The sequence below is a fragment of the Providencia hangzhouensis genome, from assembly GCF_029193595.2.
Taxonomy (GTDB): Bacteria; Pseudomonadota; Gammaproteobacteria; order Enterobacterales; family Enterobacteriaceae; genus Providencia; species Providencia hangzhouensis.
In genome coordinates this window covers 1,818,046-1,834,983 of sequence record NZ_CP135052.1, presented here as the reverse complement: position 1 = coordinate 1,834,983, position 16,938 = coordinate 1,818,046, and the positions used below count along the sequence as shown (strand labels likewise).

The window sequence follows — 16,938 nt, the reverse complement described above, 5'->3', positions numbered from 1 at the left end:
TCCTCATCAGCCAGACGGAGAAATGTTCTCCGGTAGGAAACTTGACGCATTTTGCAGGTAGTCAAAAAACCACCTGATTATATGACTGAACTGCGGAATAAGTTCCGAACGCTGCCAGTCCTCACTTTGAGGTAATGGTGTAAAGGTATCGAGAAAAAACAGCAATGCCGAAACAATCAATACACCACGCAACGCACCGAAGCAGATCCCCAGAACACGATCTGTGCCTGACAACCCCGTTTTTTGTACTAATGAGCTAATCACATAGTTTACGACTGCGCCAACAATCAAAGTGGCAATAAACAGTGCGGCGATAGCAATGCCATTTCTAACCAGCACATCCTCAAAGCGAGTAAAATAGTCAGCTAAATAAGGATAAAACGTACTTGCAACAAAAAAAGCACAGCCCCATGTAACCAGTGAGAGCGCCTCTCGTACAAACCCACGGATCAAGCTAACTAATGCCGAGAAGCCAATAATGGCGATAATTGTGTAATCTATCCAGACCATATTCCATTCCAAAATTCGCACTCGCGACATCAGCGAAGTGCATTCTAACAGAAAACGAAAACGTTTGCGTAACCATTTTTCTATCAAATTAAAAAAAATAGCGGCGAAAAGAAAAAATCATAATCGCCGCAGTAAGTTACTAAATCCCCTTACCTTTTAGGGATTATTTAAATTCTATTTTAAGGTTTATAGCTTTGAATTATCCCTTTTGTTCCCGTAATCCTATTCAGTTCTGGTAAAGCCGCTTCTAGCCTTTGCCTTGAGGCCTCAGGCCCTACGTAAATCCGCGTGAGTTTATTATTCACTGGTTTTGCAGGAACAGTATAAACTTGGTAACCAGACAACCTGAGCTGTGCGACTATCTCCTCAACTTTACTCGCATTGTTCAATGCGATGACTTGCACCACAAATGCTTTGCCTTGTGGCTGAGATTTCGGCTCGGGCTTAGGTTCAGGTTTCGGTTGTGGCTTCGGCTCAACTTTAGGCTCAGGCTTCGGTTCTGGCTTTGTGGGTTCAACTACGCTTGGTGCGGGAGTTGTCGTCGATGGCCGTGTTTCAACCTGTTCGTTTTGCTGCTGCGTAATCGCTTCTGATAACATGGCTTCAGAAGCCCCTTCTGAAGAAGCTGTTGTTGTCGTACTTACAATAGGCGCTATTGCCTCAATGTCTTCTTCATCACCTGGTTTAGGGATAATAGGAATGGCCGCAAATTCATTTTCATTGTATTTCTTATCGCCATCAAGCAGAGCAGGAAGCACAATGACCCCCACTGCAACAAGCACAATGGCGCCAGCAAGTCGATTCTGAAATTTACTAGCCACCGGCACTATCCTTCTTGATTTTCCAATAACATCATAACGTGAGCGACGGTATGAAATGACCCGCACACCACAATCACATCTTGCTCATTAGCATCGACGCAAGCTTGCTGCCACGCTTTTTCTACGCTTTCAAACTGGTTAGCTGTGGGTAAATATTGACTAAGTTGGGCCACATCTGCTCCCCTAAACTCAGTTAATGGCGCAAGGTACCAGTCGGTGACTTGTTGTGATAAGCACTCAAGCGTCCCTTTGATATCTTTATCGCCTAGCATCCCTACCACCGCGAGAATGCGACGGTTTTTAGTTTCCGGTAAGGCCGCTAATTTACTGACTAAGTACCCTGCGGCATGGGGGTTATGCGCTACATCCAATATCATTAACGGTTTTTCACCAATAATTTGGAAGCGCCCCGGTAATTGAGCAGATTTCAAACCTTGATGAATAGCGGACTCAGTCACTTTTTGGGCAATATCAGCATCAATTTCCAATAGGCAACTCACCACACCCAGCGCTGTTGCTGCGTTCGCTAAAGGTACATTGGGTAACGGTAAATCATGCCATTCACGCTGTGAACTTTTCCATGACCAGCTATTTGCTTGCTCACTGTATTGCCAATCCGTACCACGGCGAAATAGCTGTGTACCTAGCTGCTCAGCCACTTGGGCAATTGAAGCTGGCATGTCCGGTTCACCGACCACTCCATAGTGACCTTTGCGGAAAATACCGGCTTTTTCATAACCAATATGTTCACGGTCTGCACCTAACCAATCTGTATGGTCTAAGGCAATACTGGTGATCGCCGCAATATCCGCATCAACGACATTGGTCGCATCTAACCGACCGCCTAAACCGACTTCTAAAATCACAATATCGAGTTTAGCTTGCTTAAATAATTGTAACGCCGCCAAGGTGCCGTATTCAAAATAGGTGAGCGAAATATCTGCACGTTGTGCTTCAATTGTGGCAAATACTTCACAGAAATCAGACTCAGGGAGCTCTTGGCCTTGAATACGAACGCGTTCGGTATAACGAATAAGGTGCGGTGAACTGTAAACCCCAACTTTTAACCCAGATGCCATAAAAATAGACTCTAGCGTATGGCAAGTTGTCCCTTTTCCGTTGGTCCCAGTGACAGTGATAACTTTAGGTGCAGGTTGCGTTAGGTTCATTTTCCTAGCAACTTGACCGACTCGCTCCAACCCCATATCAATATTTTGACTATGTAAGTCGGTGAGATAAGAAAGCCAAGCCTCCAATGGAGACTTGGCATTAGGAATGATTAGATTACTCATCATCTTTTTTATGCTTTTCAGAATCCTTTTTTGGCTCTTGGGCATCAAGTTCATCAACGGCGTTAATGTCGATTTCAACCGTTTCCGCTACGATGATAGGCGTGTCATTAAAGCTTGGTTTATTGGTTAACATCGCTAACACTTCAGCTAAGCGATCACGCATCTCAGGGCGGCGAACTATCATATCAATCGCGCCTTTCTCAAGTAAGAATTCACTGCGTTGGAAACCTTGCGGTAACTTTTCGCGAACAGTTTGTTCGATAACACGTGGCCCTGCGAAACCAATTAATGCTTTCGGCTCTGCCACATTAATATCCCCTAACATCGCTAAACTTGCAGACACCCCACCCATGGTTGGGTCGGTCAATACAGAGATGTAAGGTAAACCACGTTCTTGCAATTTTGCCAAAGCTGCACTGGTTTTTGCCATCTGCATCAATGATAACAGCGCTTCTTGCATACGCGCACCGCCACTTGAAGAGAAACAAACCAACGGGCAGTTATCTTCCAGAGCTTGCTCCACTGCACGCACGAAACGCGCGCCAACAACAGAGGCCATTGAACCGCCCATAAAAGCGAACTCAAACGCCGCAGCCACCACAGGCATACCTTTCAACGTGCCTTTCATCACGATGATCGCGTCTTTTTCACCTGTTTCTTTTTGCGCAGCAGCAATACGGTCTTTATATTTTTTTGAATCTTTGAACTTAAGAATATCTTTTGGCTCAAGTTCACTGCCCAATTCCGTTGTTGAGTTTTCATCAAGGAAGGTTTCTAAGCGCTGACGTGCGTGAATTCGCATATGGTGGTCACATTTTGGACACACGGATAAATTACGCTCTAATTCAGCACCATATAATACTTGCCCGCAGCTATCGCATTTGGTCCAAACCCCTTCAGGGATATTGGCTTTGTGTGATTGGGTCAAGTTACCTTTCTTTAAAATTTTTTCAATCCAGCTCATTAATGGACCTTTTTGTCTGATTCACTCTGGTTATCACCAGTATGTAATTTTTTGCCATTAAACCACAATGATATCTCACTGTAGATAAAAACTTGTTAAACCACCTTACTAAACCGCTTAGTGGTTATCGATTTTTTGCGCTGCCGCACGCTTTTCTTTCGCAGCTATTCGACGATGACGAATAATTTCAACAACACCCGGAAGAATTGAAACAAAGATAATCGCGACTATCAGTAATTTCAAATTCTTTTGTACGAACGGTAATTCACCAAAGAAATAACCCGCATAAGTGAATAATAATACCCAAATAAACGCGCCCGTCACATTATAAAAAGCAAAGTGACGATAAGACATTTTCCCCATTCCTGCAACGAATGGTGCAAAAGTTCTGACTATCGGCACAAAGCGTGCCAGTATAATCGCTTTACCGCCATGTTTTTCATAAAAAGCATGAGTTTTATCTAAATAAACACGACGAAAAATCTTCGAGTCTGGATTTCTGAATAATTTCTCACCAAAAATACGCCCAATTGCGTAGTTTACAGCATCACCAATAATCGCTGCCGTAATCATTAAAGCGACCATTAAATGGACATTCAGGTCATTACTGTCTAATGACGAAATCGCACCCGCAACGAATAATAACGAATCTCCAGGTAAAAATGGTGTGACCACTAACCCTGTTTCACAAAATAGGATCAGAAATAGGATACCATAGACCCATGTACCATAATCTCTGACCAGTTCAGCAAGATGGACATCGATGTGTAAAATAAAGTCGATAATAAAAGTGATAAATTCCATAAAATCCTCATTGATAATAGCATCCATGCTATTTACAAAAATTATGAGATAAATAAAAATTCGCTTTACATCAGTTCATCTGCCAGAAAAAGCGGCCCCATCACATTCTGAGGTAACTCAAATTTCTCTGGGTAATCGACACTCACTAAATACAACCCTTCCGCTTTTGCGGTTGCAGCTGCCTTGGTACGGTCTTTTAACTCAAGAAGATGCGCCATCCAATCAATGTTTTGATTGCCACAACCAATCTCCAACAGACTTCCGACTATATTTCTCACCATATGGTGAACAAACGCATTGGCTTTGATGTCTACCACCACATAATGACCGTGGCGACTGACATTCACATGCATCACATTACGCCATGGCGACTTTGACTGACACTGGACTGCTCTGAATGAGGTAAAATCACGTTCACCCAATAGCGCCTGTGCCGCTTCATGCATTCTTTTTTCATCGAGTGGATAATGAAAGTGCGTTACGCCACTCGATAAAATTGCTGGCCGATAACGGTGATTAAAAATCACGTAGCGATATCGACGCGCTGTTGCACTAAAACGTGCATGAAACTCCTCGGCCACCGGTTTACACCAGCGGACAGCAATATCAGGGGGCAAATGCGTATTCGCCCCCATAGTCCAAGCCGCTTCTTTGCGGATGGCAGAGGTTTCGAAATGCACCACTTGCCCTGTAGCATGAACGCCTGCATCTGTGCGCCCTGCGCAAAACACGCTAATTGGCTCCGCTGCAATTTTTGACAAGGCTTCTTCTAAACAACCTTGAACACTTTTCACTTCTTGCTGACGCTGCCAACCAAAATAACGACTGCCGTTGTATTCAATACCTAATGCGATGCGATACAACTGTGTAGGCTCAGACATTAGTAAAACAGCTCCTGAGCCAGTTTTTCTGCTGTTTCTACCGCCATCAGTGCCCCACCGAAACGCACGTTATCAGCCACTGACCAAAATTGTAAAACTTCAGGTATGCCATAGTCATTACGTACACAACCAATGCTTAATTGGTCATTACCTGACGCTTCAGTCACCTGTGTAGGATAATCACCCTCTTCTGAGACCTGAATATCTTCAAAACGTTCAAGTTCTTCGTTCGCTTCTTCTGCACTCATTGGGCGCAAAGTTTCTAAATGAACGACTTGCGCATTCCCATAAAAAACAGGAGATTGAATAAAACTCACCGCCACTGGCAAGCCATCATCTTGCAGCACCTTACGCACTTGCTCAACCAAACGACGTTCGTGAACGACACTGCCTTCCGTATCCGCCAGTAATGGCAACATATTGAACGCTAATTGCTTACTAAAACGGCCTTCTTCCGCAGGGATACCATTTAATAAACGCGCACTTTGCCCTGCCAACTCGTCTACGGCGGCTTTACCATAACTAGAAACCGACAACATATTTGTTAAAGTAATACGCCCCACCCCTGCCGCATCCACCAGCGGTTTAATTGCCGTTAATAATTGACTCACAGAGCTGTCCGCCAATGAAATAATATTACGGTTGCGGTAATCGGCTAAGACTTGCGGATTCACATTCGGAACAACCAGTGGCACATCCGGTTCTTGAGCAAATACGCCACTCGTATCGATGACAATGCACCCTTCTTGTGCCGCTAATTCGGCATATTGTAGGCTGACACCTTCATTGGCTGCAAAAAAGGCAATTTGTGCCTGTGACCAATCAAAGTCGGTCACATTTTCAACTTGAATACTTTTACCATTAAAGCGTACGCTCTCCCCTGCACTACGCTCACTGGCAAGTAAATATAATTCGCCGACTGGGAATTCTCTTTCTTGTAACAGTGAAATAATAGCTTCACCTACAGCACCGGTTGCGCCTAATACTGCAATATTCCAACCTTCAGTCATGGCTATTCCTCTAAAAAATAAAAAAATTAAATAACACCAATCGGTGTTATTTAATCAGGTGTTCATTTTAACTAATCTATTTTGTGCAAACTAAACTTGCTGTAAAACCAAGCTCATTGAGTTTTGATGCCGTTTGTTCATCATCACAAATAATTTCAAGGGATGACCATTCACGACGCTCTTGATAATTTTTGCGCAGCTTATCAAATTCACCTTTTACCCCTGCAACGGCTCTTAACATTGCATCATCTCGGCGCACATCATACACGAGATGTACTAACCTTTTGAGCTGGTTTTGCGTTAATTTACCATTGAAAGTCAATTGATTGATATCTGGCTTAGGCAGTAATGATGAAAGAGAAACTTGTGACGATTTGCCGAGAAACTGGCAGTAAGCTTCATAAACTTGCGTCGTTCCTCGGGCTTTACCTTCTAGCGTATAGCCTGCAATATGCGGCGTGCCAATATCCACTAATGCTAAAAGTGCCGTATCTAAATCAGGCTCTGGCTCCCACACATCTAAGATAACGCTCAGTTTTTTTCCGCGGTTAAGCACGGATAATAGGGCTTTATTATCAACTACCTCACCCCGACTTGCGTTAATTAAAATGGTACCATCGCGCAATTTTTCTAAATGCGTTTCATCCATTAAATGGAAAGTTTTATATTCCCCTGACATATTCAGCGGAGTATGAAAGGTAATGACATCAGCGTGCTCAAGGATATCATCAAAAGAAACGAATGACTCGTCATCCCCCTTGGCTGCACGTGGCGGATCGCAGAGTAATGTTTTGACTCCCCAAGCCGATAACCTTGCAGCTAAACGCCCTCCGACATTACCGACACCTATGATCCCTACTGTTTTATCACGCAAATCAAAGTTATCACGTTCCGCTAGTAATAATAGTGAAGAAATAACATATTCAATAACCGCTATCGCATTACAACCCGGCGCTGATGAAAAACCAATATTTGCCGCCGATAACCACTCGGTATCAATATGGTCAAAACCGGCTGTCGCGGTTCCAACGAATTTAACTGGCGTATTACCAAGCAGTGATTCATTAACCTTAGTGATAGAACGCACCATTAATGCATCTGCATCAATTAATTCTTGTTCTGGTATAGGACGTCCCGGTACTGCTTTCACTTCACCAAGCTCGCTAAATAAAGTTTGAGCATATGGCATATTCTCATCGACTAAAATTTTCACGCTGTTGTCCCAATCAATAACTTTTTTGTATTGTGTCGTTATATAGATAAGTGGAACAATATTTTGCCACGGTTTAAGCCAGATGCCTATGAGAGGTTGCCTTCTACGTCAAATTCTTTCGCTCGAAAACGGTCTGGTGTGACACCTGATATCTGCTGGAACATCGCAATAAAGGCGGATGCCGAGCTATACCCAACATCCAATGCGACTTCATGGACACTTTTCCCCTTTTCTAACCCGGCAACGGCATGTAAGTATCGCAAGCGTTGACGCCATTCACTAAACGACATACCTAATTCTTGCTGGCAGCGTCTTGATAACGTGCGTTCCGATGTATAATAGCGTTTTGCCCATTGTGCTAACGTCGTGTTATCGGCTGGGTCGCTTTGTAACTCTAATAAGATTGGGGCAAGAAATTTGTCTTTTGAAATAGGCAAATAAGTATCTTGGCAAGGGGACAATGGAAATTGGTCAATCAGCACATGAGCCAAACGTAAGTCTTGCTCTGTTTCAGGCTGAACAATACCGCGTTGGTACATATCCGTCATAATTGATTGAAATATAGGGCTAAGCTTAATCACACAAGGCCGCTGGGCAAGCACTTGGTTATATTCATGAGAAAAATCGATGATCCGAAATTTGACACTTTCTTTATTAAAGCTAGCATGGGGAATGTTCGCTGGGATCCAAATGCAAAACTCTGGCGGCGCTAGATAATGTTGACCAGCCACCTCCATTTCCATAATGCCACAGACCACATACAGCATTTGCCCAAAAGGGTGTGAATGGGATTTATACTCAGTGAGGGCCGCGGTTTGCTCGTGCCGAAAAGCCACCAATTCAGGCTCTACGATATTACATTCACTGATTTGCCAAATGTCTGATTTTAAGTTTTCCATGGTTCCTGTCTGAAAAGCGTTATCGGTTGTCTGGTTATCAGTATATATAAAAAATCGGACAGATGTATACTAGCGCCCATTCAATATGGGAGAATGTTTTAATGAAGAATCTTCTTTTTCCGCTGATTGCGGTTTTATTATGGTCAATTAATGCCATTGTTAACAAAGCGGCATCCACTGCCATTGACCCTGCGGCAATCTCATTTTACCGTTGGGCGTTGGCATTTCTAGTCATGACCCCTTTCGTATTACGTTCGGTGCTTCGAAACTTTAAAACGGTTATGAAACATTGGTGGCAACTCGCCATTTTAGGCGCGCTAGGGATGATGCTATACCAAAGTTTAGCTTATTATGCGGCTCACAGTGTAAGTGCGACCTTTATGGGAATCATGAATTCAATGATCCCATTACTAACAGTAATTATTAGTATCTTTGTGCTACGCGTTATTCCTACTGTGGGGATTATATTAGGCTCAATTCTTTCATTATGTGGATTAGTATGGTTAGTGAGTCAAGGAAGCCCAAGTGCGTTATTTTCTCAAGGCTTAGGCCAAGGGGAAGCCATGATGTTGGTTGCGTCCGCTGCATACGCCCTGTACGGTGTTCTGACTAAGCGTTGGTCAATCCAATTATCTAGCTGGGACTCGCTGTACGTTCAGGTTTTCTTTGGCGTTATCATGCTACTCCCTAATTTCTTGCTAGCTGAAGATGTCTCTCTGAACAGCCAAAATATCGGTTTAGTGGTATTTGCGGGGATTGCCGCCTCCATTGTTGCTCCGGCATTGTGGATCCAAGGTGTTATGCGCCTTGGTGCGAATACAACCTCTATTTTTATGAACTTAGCCCCCGTTTTCACTGCCATTATCGCTATTTTCGCCTTGGGTGAAGAACTTAAAAGCTACCATTTAATCGGTGGTGGTGTGGTATTACTCGGGGTAATGTTAGCGCAACAATTACGTACACCACTGACAGAATTATTCCGCCGTGAAAAAAAGGTGGTTCAAGAAGATTCTTGCCAGTAGAATAGAATTACAAAAGCAATAAATGCAATGTCGTCACTCATATGCCCCACTTTGTGGGGCTATGTTTGAAATCCTCGCCGTCCCTTCGTTTATTTCCCTTCATATTCCTTACCATTAATACTTTGTGACATTTTAAATCCCTCTCAAATCACCTTTAATTCGCCCACCATTGATATGATTTATCGAATTACCGTTTTTCAGATAGAGGATAATCCGATTGAATCTTCTGGAATTCCAATTAGACTTAAGCAAAATCAAATACCCCTTTAGGAGTATCAACGCCACTCAATAAGCCGTGATAACGCGATAAATCTAAATGGAGCGTGGCAAGTACCCACTATAATAAGGAATAACAATGACTAAGCCGTTAAAAGTTGGGCTTTTCGTATTGATAATAATTGCTGTAGCCATTGGCATTTATTTCGTCAATACCACCAGCTCATCCTCTCCCTCACAATTAGGCTATGACTTATATCAACAAGGTGAATCTCAAGCAGCGTTTGAACAATTCCAAAAAAACGCAGAGAAAGATTCACAATCCGCGTTTGCCTTAGCCATGATGTATAAAGACGGTATTGGCACAAAAGCCGATGATGTGGCAGCCCAAAACTGGCTAATTAAAGCGGCGGAGGCTAACAATAAAAATGCATTATATAACCTTGGCTTTTTTCGTTATAAACACCTAATAGAAGACACTTCTACTGATGAAAACGGTTTAATTTCTTTAACTAAAGCGGCTGATCTCGGTGTCAAAGAAGCACAAGAAATGGTTGGAGGTATTTATTTATCTGATAAATACGAACAAGTTCCACAAAATATCGAACTTTCTCGCCAATATTTTACGTTGGCTTCTGACCAAGGTTCAAAACTGGCAAAATTTGCTTTGGGCTATATCGCTCATGACTTTGAAAATGACAGTAAAAAAGCCGTTGAAATATTAACACCACTTGTCAGCAACGACTTTCCCTTACCCGCTATGTTACTCGCATCAATTTATGAAGATGGCGGTAACGGCGTACCACCAAATCCGCTGTTAGCCAAAAAATATGAACGCCTCTCTTTTTCCTCTGCATTAGAATACATTTCTGACGCAAGTGAATTAGAGCCAGGGGCTTTATCATTGTATGGTTCACAAACAGAAGAAGAAAAACAAAAAGTCATCACTAATTTAGAAGAACGGGCGAGCCGTGGTGATGAGAACGCCATCTATGCTTTGTACCAAAAATATATGACTGGCGATGGCGTGCGGAGAAATAAAAACCGTGCGATGGTTTACCTGCGACCGCTTGTGGAAGCTAAACACCCTAAGGCATTATATTTAAATTACAAAGCTGACACCGACCGCATTCAGGATTTAACTGATGCCGCTGATGGCCAATACCCTCCCGCGATGTATCAAGCCTATAACGTGTATTCTGGCCGTACATTTAGCGATGTTAAGCGAAATGACGCTTTAGCTGAAAAATATCTCACCGCTGCCGCAGATCTTGGCGACTTAAACGCACTTGTTACCATCAACGAGAGAGCAATCTCCAGTTACGATTTTCCAAACAAAAAACTGAGTGGTATTGTCGCCAAATACACTCCTATTTTAATGGAAAAATACCCGAACTCCGCAGATGCTTTAGTGGTAGCAAGTGAAGTTTATAGTGCTAAAGGTAGCCCATTATTTTCGCCAGAAAAAGCCTTCGCTGCTTTAGAAAAAGCAAATCGCATAGACCCCACTTATGATGCTCAGATGCAATTAGCGCGTTATTATATTAATGCTTTTGGTACTAAGCAGGATGTGCAGAAAGCCGCTAAATTACTCATCGACAACCTTAATGAAAACGGTTACCCATCAACGGCCGATCGCTTATTAGTTCAAGTATATTATCGCTATGATATTAAAGCACGTATCGATGAGAAAACGATTGTCGATATCCTCAAAAACGATGTCATTAAACGCGAAAATTACGCCTTAGCTTATTTGTATGCTGACTATTTACTAAAAGAAGATGCAGAGAAAAATAGTGATCAGGCCTTTGATTTATATGAAAAATCAATCAAACAAAATTATAATAGCCAGGTTTATTATGCTGCTGCATTATTAAAATACCGGCCAACAGAAACCAATAAAATAGCTAACCTGATAGTCAATGTGCTCCATTCACCTCAAGCACAAGCCGAATTACTTCCAAGTCAGTTACAAATCGCTAAAGATATTTTATTAAAAACAGGTTTAAATCGCGCTGACACAAAAGCGTTATTAGTCAAAATGGCTTTATATGAAAACCATACTGAGGCTCAGAAATTAATTGAACCACTGATTAATAAAGATGCTGATATCACCTATTTATATGGGATAAACAAGCTCACTCAATTAACTAATATTGATACCTTAAGTGATGCTGAAATAAAACCATTGTACGATTATATTTTAAAAGCTGCAGAATTGGGTAGTGCATCTGCTTATTTATATATTGCGCAAAACCTTGATGGCGTTACTTATCACAATGATAAGGCGTATTACAAATCTCGCTTCCAGCAAATTACTGGGCTTACCGCAAAAGATTTAGTTCCTCAATATAAAAAATGTGCGGCACTCAAAAATAACCGCTGCTTATATGAATTAGGGGAAATATATCAAGAAGGTAACTACGGCGAAGATGCCAATTATGATACCGCCCTTTTCTATTACAATCAGATTTCTGACCCTGATTTTAGCTTTTTAAAATCACGTAAAAGAGAAATTGAAAAAGCCAAAGCTTCATTTGCCAATATTCAACTAAAAGCGAAACAGAATGACCCTGATGCGTTACGTACGCTCGCCAATGCTTACAAATATGGTAATTATGGGCAAAAAGTCGACCAGAAAAAGTGGCTTGAATATTTAGAGAAAAGTGCAAAATTCAATCAAGAAAGTGCACTTGAAGAACTCATTGATTATTACCAACAGGATCAATATCTCAATGCAAATAAAGCAAAAATCCTAGGTTATTACGACCAATTAGCAGCGATTGGCAGTAAAGACTATACCCGTAAACTGGCACATCAGTATTTAAATGGCAGCCAGCTTGTTGAGCCTAATCGACAAAAAGCACGTGAGTATTACCTTAAAGCAGGAAGCTGGGGCAATGAATTCATCAAATATATGGATGATTATGACATTGGCATGAAAATGCTCAATGAAAGTCCTTCAGCAAAATACAAAGTGGGTCGAGCTTATTTCTATGGCCAAGGTGTCAAAGAAGATCGCCTTGAAGCGGCTAAATACCTGAAACAAGCTAGTGATGAAGGTAATGACCACGCAATCGCTCTCTATAGTGAGATGCGATATATGGGCGTGCTAAATGAAGAAAAAAACGCTTGGGTAATGGAACCTGACTGGGATGAGGCCATTGTTTATTTACGTAAACATTCGAATCCAAAACGGGTTGATGATTATATTGAAGTCTATGAAACTCTCGTTGTTCCTGCCAAAAAAGGCGATACCTCTGCTTATATTAAACTCGGGGATTGGTATAGTTCGCGCGGTAGAGATCTCGCGGCGCAAGATTGGTATAAGAAAAGTATCAAGGCTGGCAATTTAGCCGCTTATCAACCGCTTGATTCGGTTACTAAGGATAACCAAGAAAAACGCCAGAATTACGTTGAAGGTGCAGCAAAAGGTGATTTGTTCTCTAAAGTTCAACTAGCCAGAACGTATTTATATGATAACAAAATTCTCTCTGGCTCTCCTGAATATGATTTAGCTATTCAATATCTACAAGAGGGTATGAAATCAGCTGATGATAAGGTTTCTAATAATGCCTTCGATGCATTGGTGGATTTGTATCGAGATGGAATTAAAGATAAAAAAAGAGAGCTTAATCGCCCTAAAGACGAACAAAAATATTTAGCGCTGCTGCTAAGTGAAGAAAACACTCGTACCAAAGCTTTAATTAATCTGTATTACTATTACGTAAATAGTGATAACGCTAAAGCCTTAACTTATTTACAACAGGCTTATGATAAAGGCGATTTAGCCGCAACCAAAAAGCTCTATCAAATCTATTACCCCGGTAAATATTGTAGCAATAGCGATAATGTAGATATGGATAAAGCAAGCCGATATTTGAAGGAGTGGATTGAAAAAAGCAATTTCCAGAAAAATACCGACAAACACTATATTCATTACCCAGAAAGTCTTTCTGAAGAGATGGGAACCACCTATTTAAAAGGCGATTGCAATGTTGATAACAATATCGACAAAGCCATCGAATGGTATAAAATTTCGTTATATTACCACCCAACATATGCACTTGACGCAATTTATGAAGCATATGTAGAAAAAGGTGATGCCAAACAAGCCTATTACTACGCATTGCAACTTGATAAAAAACCAAGTTCTATTGAGCTAATGGATACACTTTCAGCCCAAGATAAACAAGCAATTGAAAAACAAGTTGCCGATGAAAAAGCCTATGAGAAATATGGTCGTTTCGCCGAGCAAATTGAAAAGCAGCGCATCGAAGCTGAGGCAGGCGACAAAATGTCAGCCTTCTCATTAGGTATCGCTTATGCACGCGGTGAACGAGTGCCTGAAGATACCCAAAAGATGATCTATTATTATGAGTTAGCAGGGAAAAATGGCTATCCTCGCGCTTATAATATTTTAGGTAATCTTTATCGTAAAGATAATGAGCGCGGTATAGAAAAAGACTTTCCGAAAGCGCTTTATTATTTTGATTTAGGCGCACAACAGAATGACAGTAACACCGCTCATTTAGCCGGGGATATGCTCTATTTTGGCCAAGGTGTGCCAAAAGATTATGTCCGCGCAGCAAAATATTACGATATGACAGACCTCGAACAAGGTACTCACCATGCGATGGCAAAATACAAACTTGCTTATATGTATTATAACGGCTGGGTCGGTACCAAAAGTAAAGACGATATCCAAAAAGCCCATGATTACCTTGAACTTGGCGCAAAATACCAAGACAAAGACTCAATCAACGCACTAAAAGAGTGGGATTTTAGTCTAATTAACCAATAATTGAATTATAAAGGCGCTAACTTTCTTTAGCGCCTTAACCTATCTACAATTATCATTTTTATATCTAAATAAAACAATATCATTCCCTCCACTTATGAGATTGCTAAAAATTTCATTGCTAATAATTTAAATTATACTAATCGCATTTTTATATAAAATAAAAATTAGTCTACTTCTTATTGTTAGATTATATTTTATTGGCATCTGTATATATGCAAATTTCAATAACCATTAACACGGAGTGTTTACTATGAGTTCTACATTTAATAAAAATCGGGCATCATTAGGAAGTATAAAAAACCAAAACATATTTAAAGAAATAGACTATTCAGCAACCTTGTCAATTAGAAAGAAACCATCAATAAATGTCGTTTACCTAGAAGGGGTATATAAGCACATAAGCAAAAAATCAGAACACAACAAAAAAATATTTAATAATTTGTTAGCTAAAATTGATAATTTAAAAGATATATTTAAGATGGGTAAATCTGATGAATGGTACAAATTACAAGAGTTAGAACTTAATCTTATCGAACAAGCTGACAAGCAGACAAAAAATTTTGAAGTATTACAAAAGTTACATAGTAAACACACAAAAATGGAAAATTATTATACATTACCTATAACCTCGTCATCTATTAAACTTAATACCTTCGACTTAATTGAGCAATATAAAGCAGACTTATTAAATCTGCTGAGTAATATGAGAGAGAAATTTATCTTACCTGATAACATTTCTTATCACAAGAATCCGATTATTCAAAATGCTATAGGCACAGAACTTGATCAGTTTAATTCTAATCTAAACGATAGCCATCAATTGTCTCAGCAATACACACAGAAAATGACTGAAAATGTGCAAAATAGGTTTTTACTCATGGAAAAAACATTCTATGCAGAAGGTCATATGAATGATTTATATACCGATGCCAAGAAAAGTAAAAGCAACATAGAACAGCTGCTAAAAGCACTTAATAACAATAGCATAATGCATTCAACAAGTAATCATACAGTCGATAAGTTAATAAAATGCACAACAAAATTAAACACCCAATATACAGAAATTCAATATTCACATGATAGTTTTGATAAAATCAAAAACTTTGAATACTTAGATGATATTCATAACCACTTTGAACAAGATAAAGACTTTTACCTTAACTATCAGGAGAGCGACTACCAAAACAATAAAGAATTTAAATTATTAACTGAATTAAACCAGTCAATTAGTAACTTACAAAAAATAAAAATTAATGCTCAAAAAACATTGGATAATCACATACTCCCGATTGATAAATTATTAGAACTTACTCCTGATAGACAACATAAATACCAAAAAGGCATTGATAATGAATTAGAAAAATTATTCAATAAACTTGAAGCGCGTATCAATGTAGAAATAAAAAAAGAAGCGGGTTTATATTACGACCAGTCTACATATTTAATTAATCGTTCCCAGTTAGAAAAAGACATATTGAGTGTAAAAGAAGATTTAGCCAATTATATTATTGAAAATAGGACATTAGCTCAAGAGAAAAAAACTCATGATAACATTGAAGAATTAACAACTCAGTTTCATGATGAATTCCTTAGAGCAAAAACACTCCAAAAGTTTGTTAATTTAGAATTAAACAATCACCTTCACCAATTTAATCCTCCAAGTAAAATAGTCTCTTATACTAATAACTTTGGTGATAAAAAAAATAACATATATATGCTAGCAGTAGAAAAAAAACTATTAAAAAATGAATTAAATAATTTAATTTCTAACATTCATATAAAGATCCCTTTAAAATCAACTTCGTCTGCTGTTGGTGAAGATGCATATTATCAAACAGTTAAAGGAAAAATGTATACATTATTAGACTTAACTGAACAGTTAGGGAGTTTAACTAAAATGTACAGTTCAAAAGAACACTCAGAGATACTAGAATATATCAATGATATTCATTCTTTAGAAAAACAAATTGTCCAGACAGAAAAAGAGATTTCTCAATATATTTATACTCATTCAGAAAATAAAGACAAAAAATCAATTTCTTCAGAAATAACACCATTAATTATTGAAATCATGAATAAAAAATCAAAAATAATGTCAATTGAAACTCGCATTAACGAGGGAACTGATGAAGTCAATTTCACTGATGGTAATGGAAATAATAAAGACTTTGAATCCTTATTATCATCTATCATGGCTGAATTTCCACAAGACACAATAATTAGCGATGTATACGACCAACCATTGCATAACAAATCAATACCTGTATTTATCCCATTACGGGATTAACACGTATTTTTATTTTCACTAGATTTGTATTTTACTATTATTGAAACCACCTACTGAATTAGGTGGTTTCTGTTATCATGGCGCTTGGCTGGCTTTAAATGCGATTCTAACCAATAATCCATTAAGTAATTTACTTTTTAATAATTGAGGTTCAGAACCATGATAGCTAGCAATATTTCAAATGATATCAACAATACTTCCATACCAAATAAAAA

General features: G+C 39.6%; 12 protein-coding genes. 3 read left to right on the top strand and 9 right to left on the bottom strand.

What is annotated here, in order from left to right; all coding sequences use genetic code 11:
• Nucleotides 1-6: 6 nt before the first annotated feature.
• The 9 genes from cvpA to PZ638_RS08005 form a co-directional block, all read right to left on the bottom strand.
• The gene (gene cvpA / locus PZ638_RS08045) at nucleotides 7-510 is read right to left on the bottom strand and encodes a colicin V production protein (RefSeq protein ID WP_004257304.1); all 504 of its coding nucleotides are present in this window, start codon (nucleotides 508-510) and stop codon (nucleotides 7-9) included.
• A 179-nt stretch (nucleotides 511-689) separates the two neighbouring features.
• Complete coding sequence (gene dedD / locus PZ638_RS08040) at nucleotides 690-1,331, bottom strand: cell division protein DedD (protein ID WP_036957975.1); 642 nt, start codon at nucleotides 1,329-1,331, stop codon at nucleotides 690-692.
• A 5-nt stretch (nucleotides 1,332-1,336) separates the two neighbouring features.
• Nucleotides 1,337-2,626, bottom strand: coding sequence for a bifunctional tetrahydrofolate synthase/dihydrofolate synthase (gene folC, locus PZ638_RS08035; RefSeq protein ID WP_094962678.1), 1,290 nt, complete (start codon nucleotides 2,624-2,626; stop codon nucleotides 1,337-1,339).
• Nucleotides 2,616-3,587 (bottom strand): acetyl-CoA carboxylase, carboxyltransferase subunit beta, encoded by a 972-nt coding sequence (gene accD / locus PZ638_RS08030; protein WP_004257287.1) that lies wholly within the window; start codon nucleotides 3,585-3,587, stop codon nucleotides 2,616-2,618. Before accD ends, folC begins: the two co-directional genes overlap by 11 nt.
• Nucleotides 3,588-3,704: 117 nt before the next feature.
• Nucleotides 3,705-4,391, bottom strand: a complete 687-nt coding sequence (locus PZ638_RS08025) for a DedA family protein (protein ID WP_094962679.1) — start codon at nucleotides 4,389-4,391, stop codon at nucleotides 3,705-3,707.
• A 65-nt stretch (nucleotides 4,392-4,456) separates the two neighbouring features.
• On the bottom strand, nucleotides 4,457-5,272 hold the full coding sequence (gene truA / locus PZ638_RS08020; RefSeq protein WP_094962680.1) for a tRNA pseudouridine(38-40) synthase TruA: 816 nt from the start codon (nucleotides 5,270-5,272) through the stop codon (nucleotides 4,457-4,459).
• A complete protein-coding gene (locus tag PZ638_RS08015; RefSeq protein ID WP_094962681.1) occupies nucleotides 5,272-6,282 on the bottom strand; it encodes an aspartate-semialdehyde dehydrogenase in 1,011 nt (336 codons plus the stop codon). The genes truA and PZ638_RS08015 overlap by 1 nt, the downstream gene beginning before the upstream one ends.
• A 76-nt stretch (nucleotides 6,283-6,358) precedes the next feature.
• Nucleotides 6,359-7,495 carry a 4-phosphoerythronate dehydrogenase PdxB gene (gene pdxB / locus PZ638_RS08010; protein ID WP_144141284.1) on the bottom strand — a complete coding sequence of 379 codons (1,137 nt, stop codon included), beginning with the start codon at nucleotides 7,493-7,495 and terminating at the stop codon, nucleotides 6,359-6,361.
• Between the two features lie 86 nt (nucleotides 7,496-7,581).
• Nucleotides 7,582-8,394: a helix-turn-helix transcriptional regulator gene (locus PZ638_RS08005; protein WP_112307563.1), complete on the bottom strand. Its 813-nt coding sequence runs from the start codon at nucleotides 8,392-8,394 to the stop codon at nucleotides 7,582-7,584.
• A gap of 101 nt (nucleotides 8,395-8,495) precedes the next feature.
• On the opposite strand from PZ638_RS08005, the gene PZ638_RS08000 reads away from it, so the two are divergent.
• The 3 genes from PZ638_RS08000 (at nucleotide 8,496) to PZ638_RS07990 (ending at nucleotide 16,723) form a co-directional block, all read left to right on the top strand.
• The gene (locus PZ638_RS08000) at nucleotides 8,496-9,416 is read left to right on the top strand and encodes a DMT family transporter (protein ID WP_036957974.1); all 921 of its coding nucleotides are present in this window, start codon (nucleotides 8,496-8,498) and stop codon (nucleotides 9,414-9,416) included.
• A gap of 355 nt (nucleotides 9,417-9,771) precedes the next feature.
• Complete coding sequence (locus tag PZ638_RS07995; RefSeq protein WP_275612217.1) at nucleotides 9,772-14,436, top strand: tetratricopeptide repeat protein; 4,665 nt, start codon at nucleotides 9,772-9,774, stop codon at nucleotides 14,434-14,436.
• A 250-nt stretch (nucleotides 14,437-14,686) separates the two neighbouring features.
• Nucleotides 14,687-16,723, top strand: coding sequence for a hypothetical protein (locus PZ638_RS07990; protein ID WP_164455495.1), 2,037 nt, complete (start codon nucleotides 14,687-14,689; stop codon nucleotides 16,721-16,723).
• Nucleotides 16,724-16,938 lie beyond the last annotated feature (215 nt).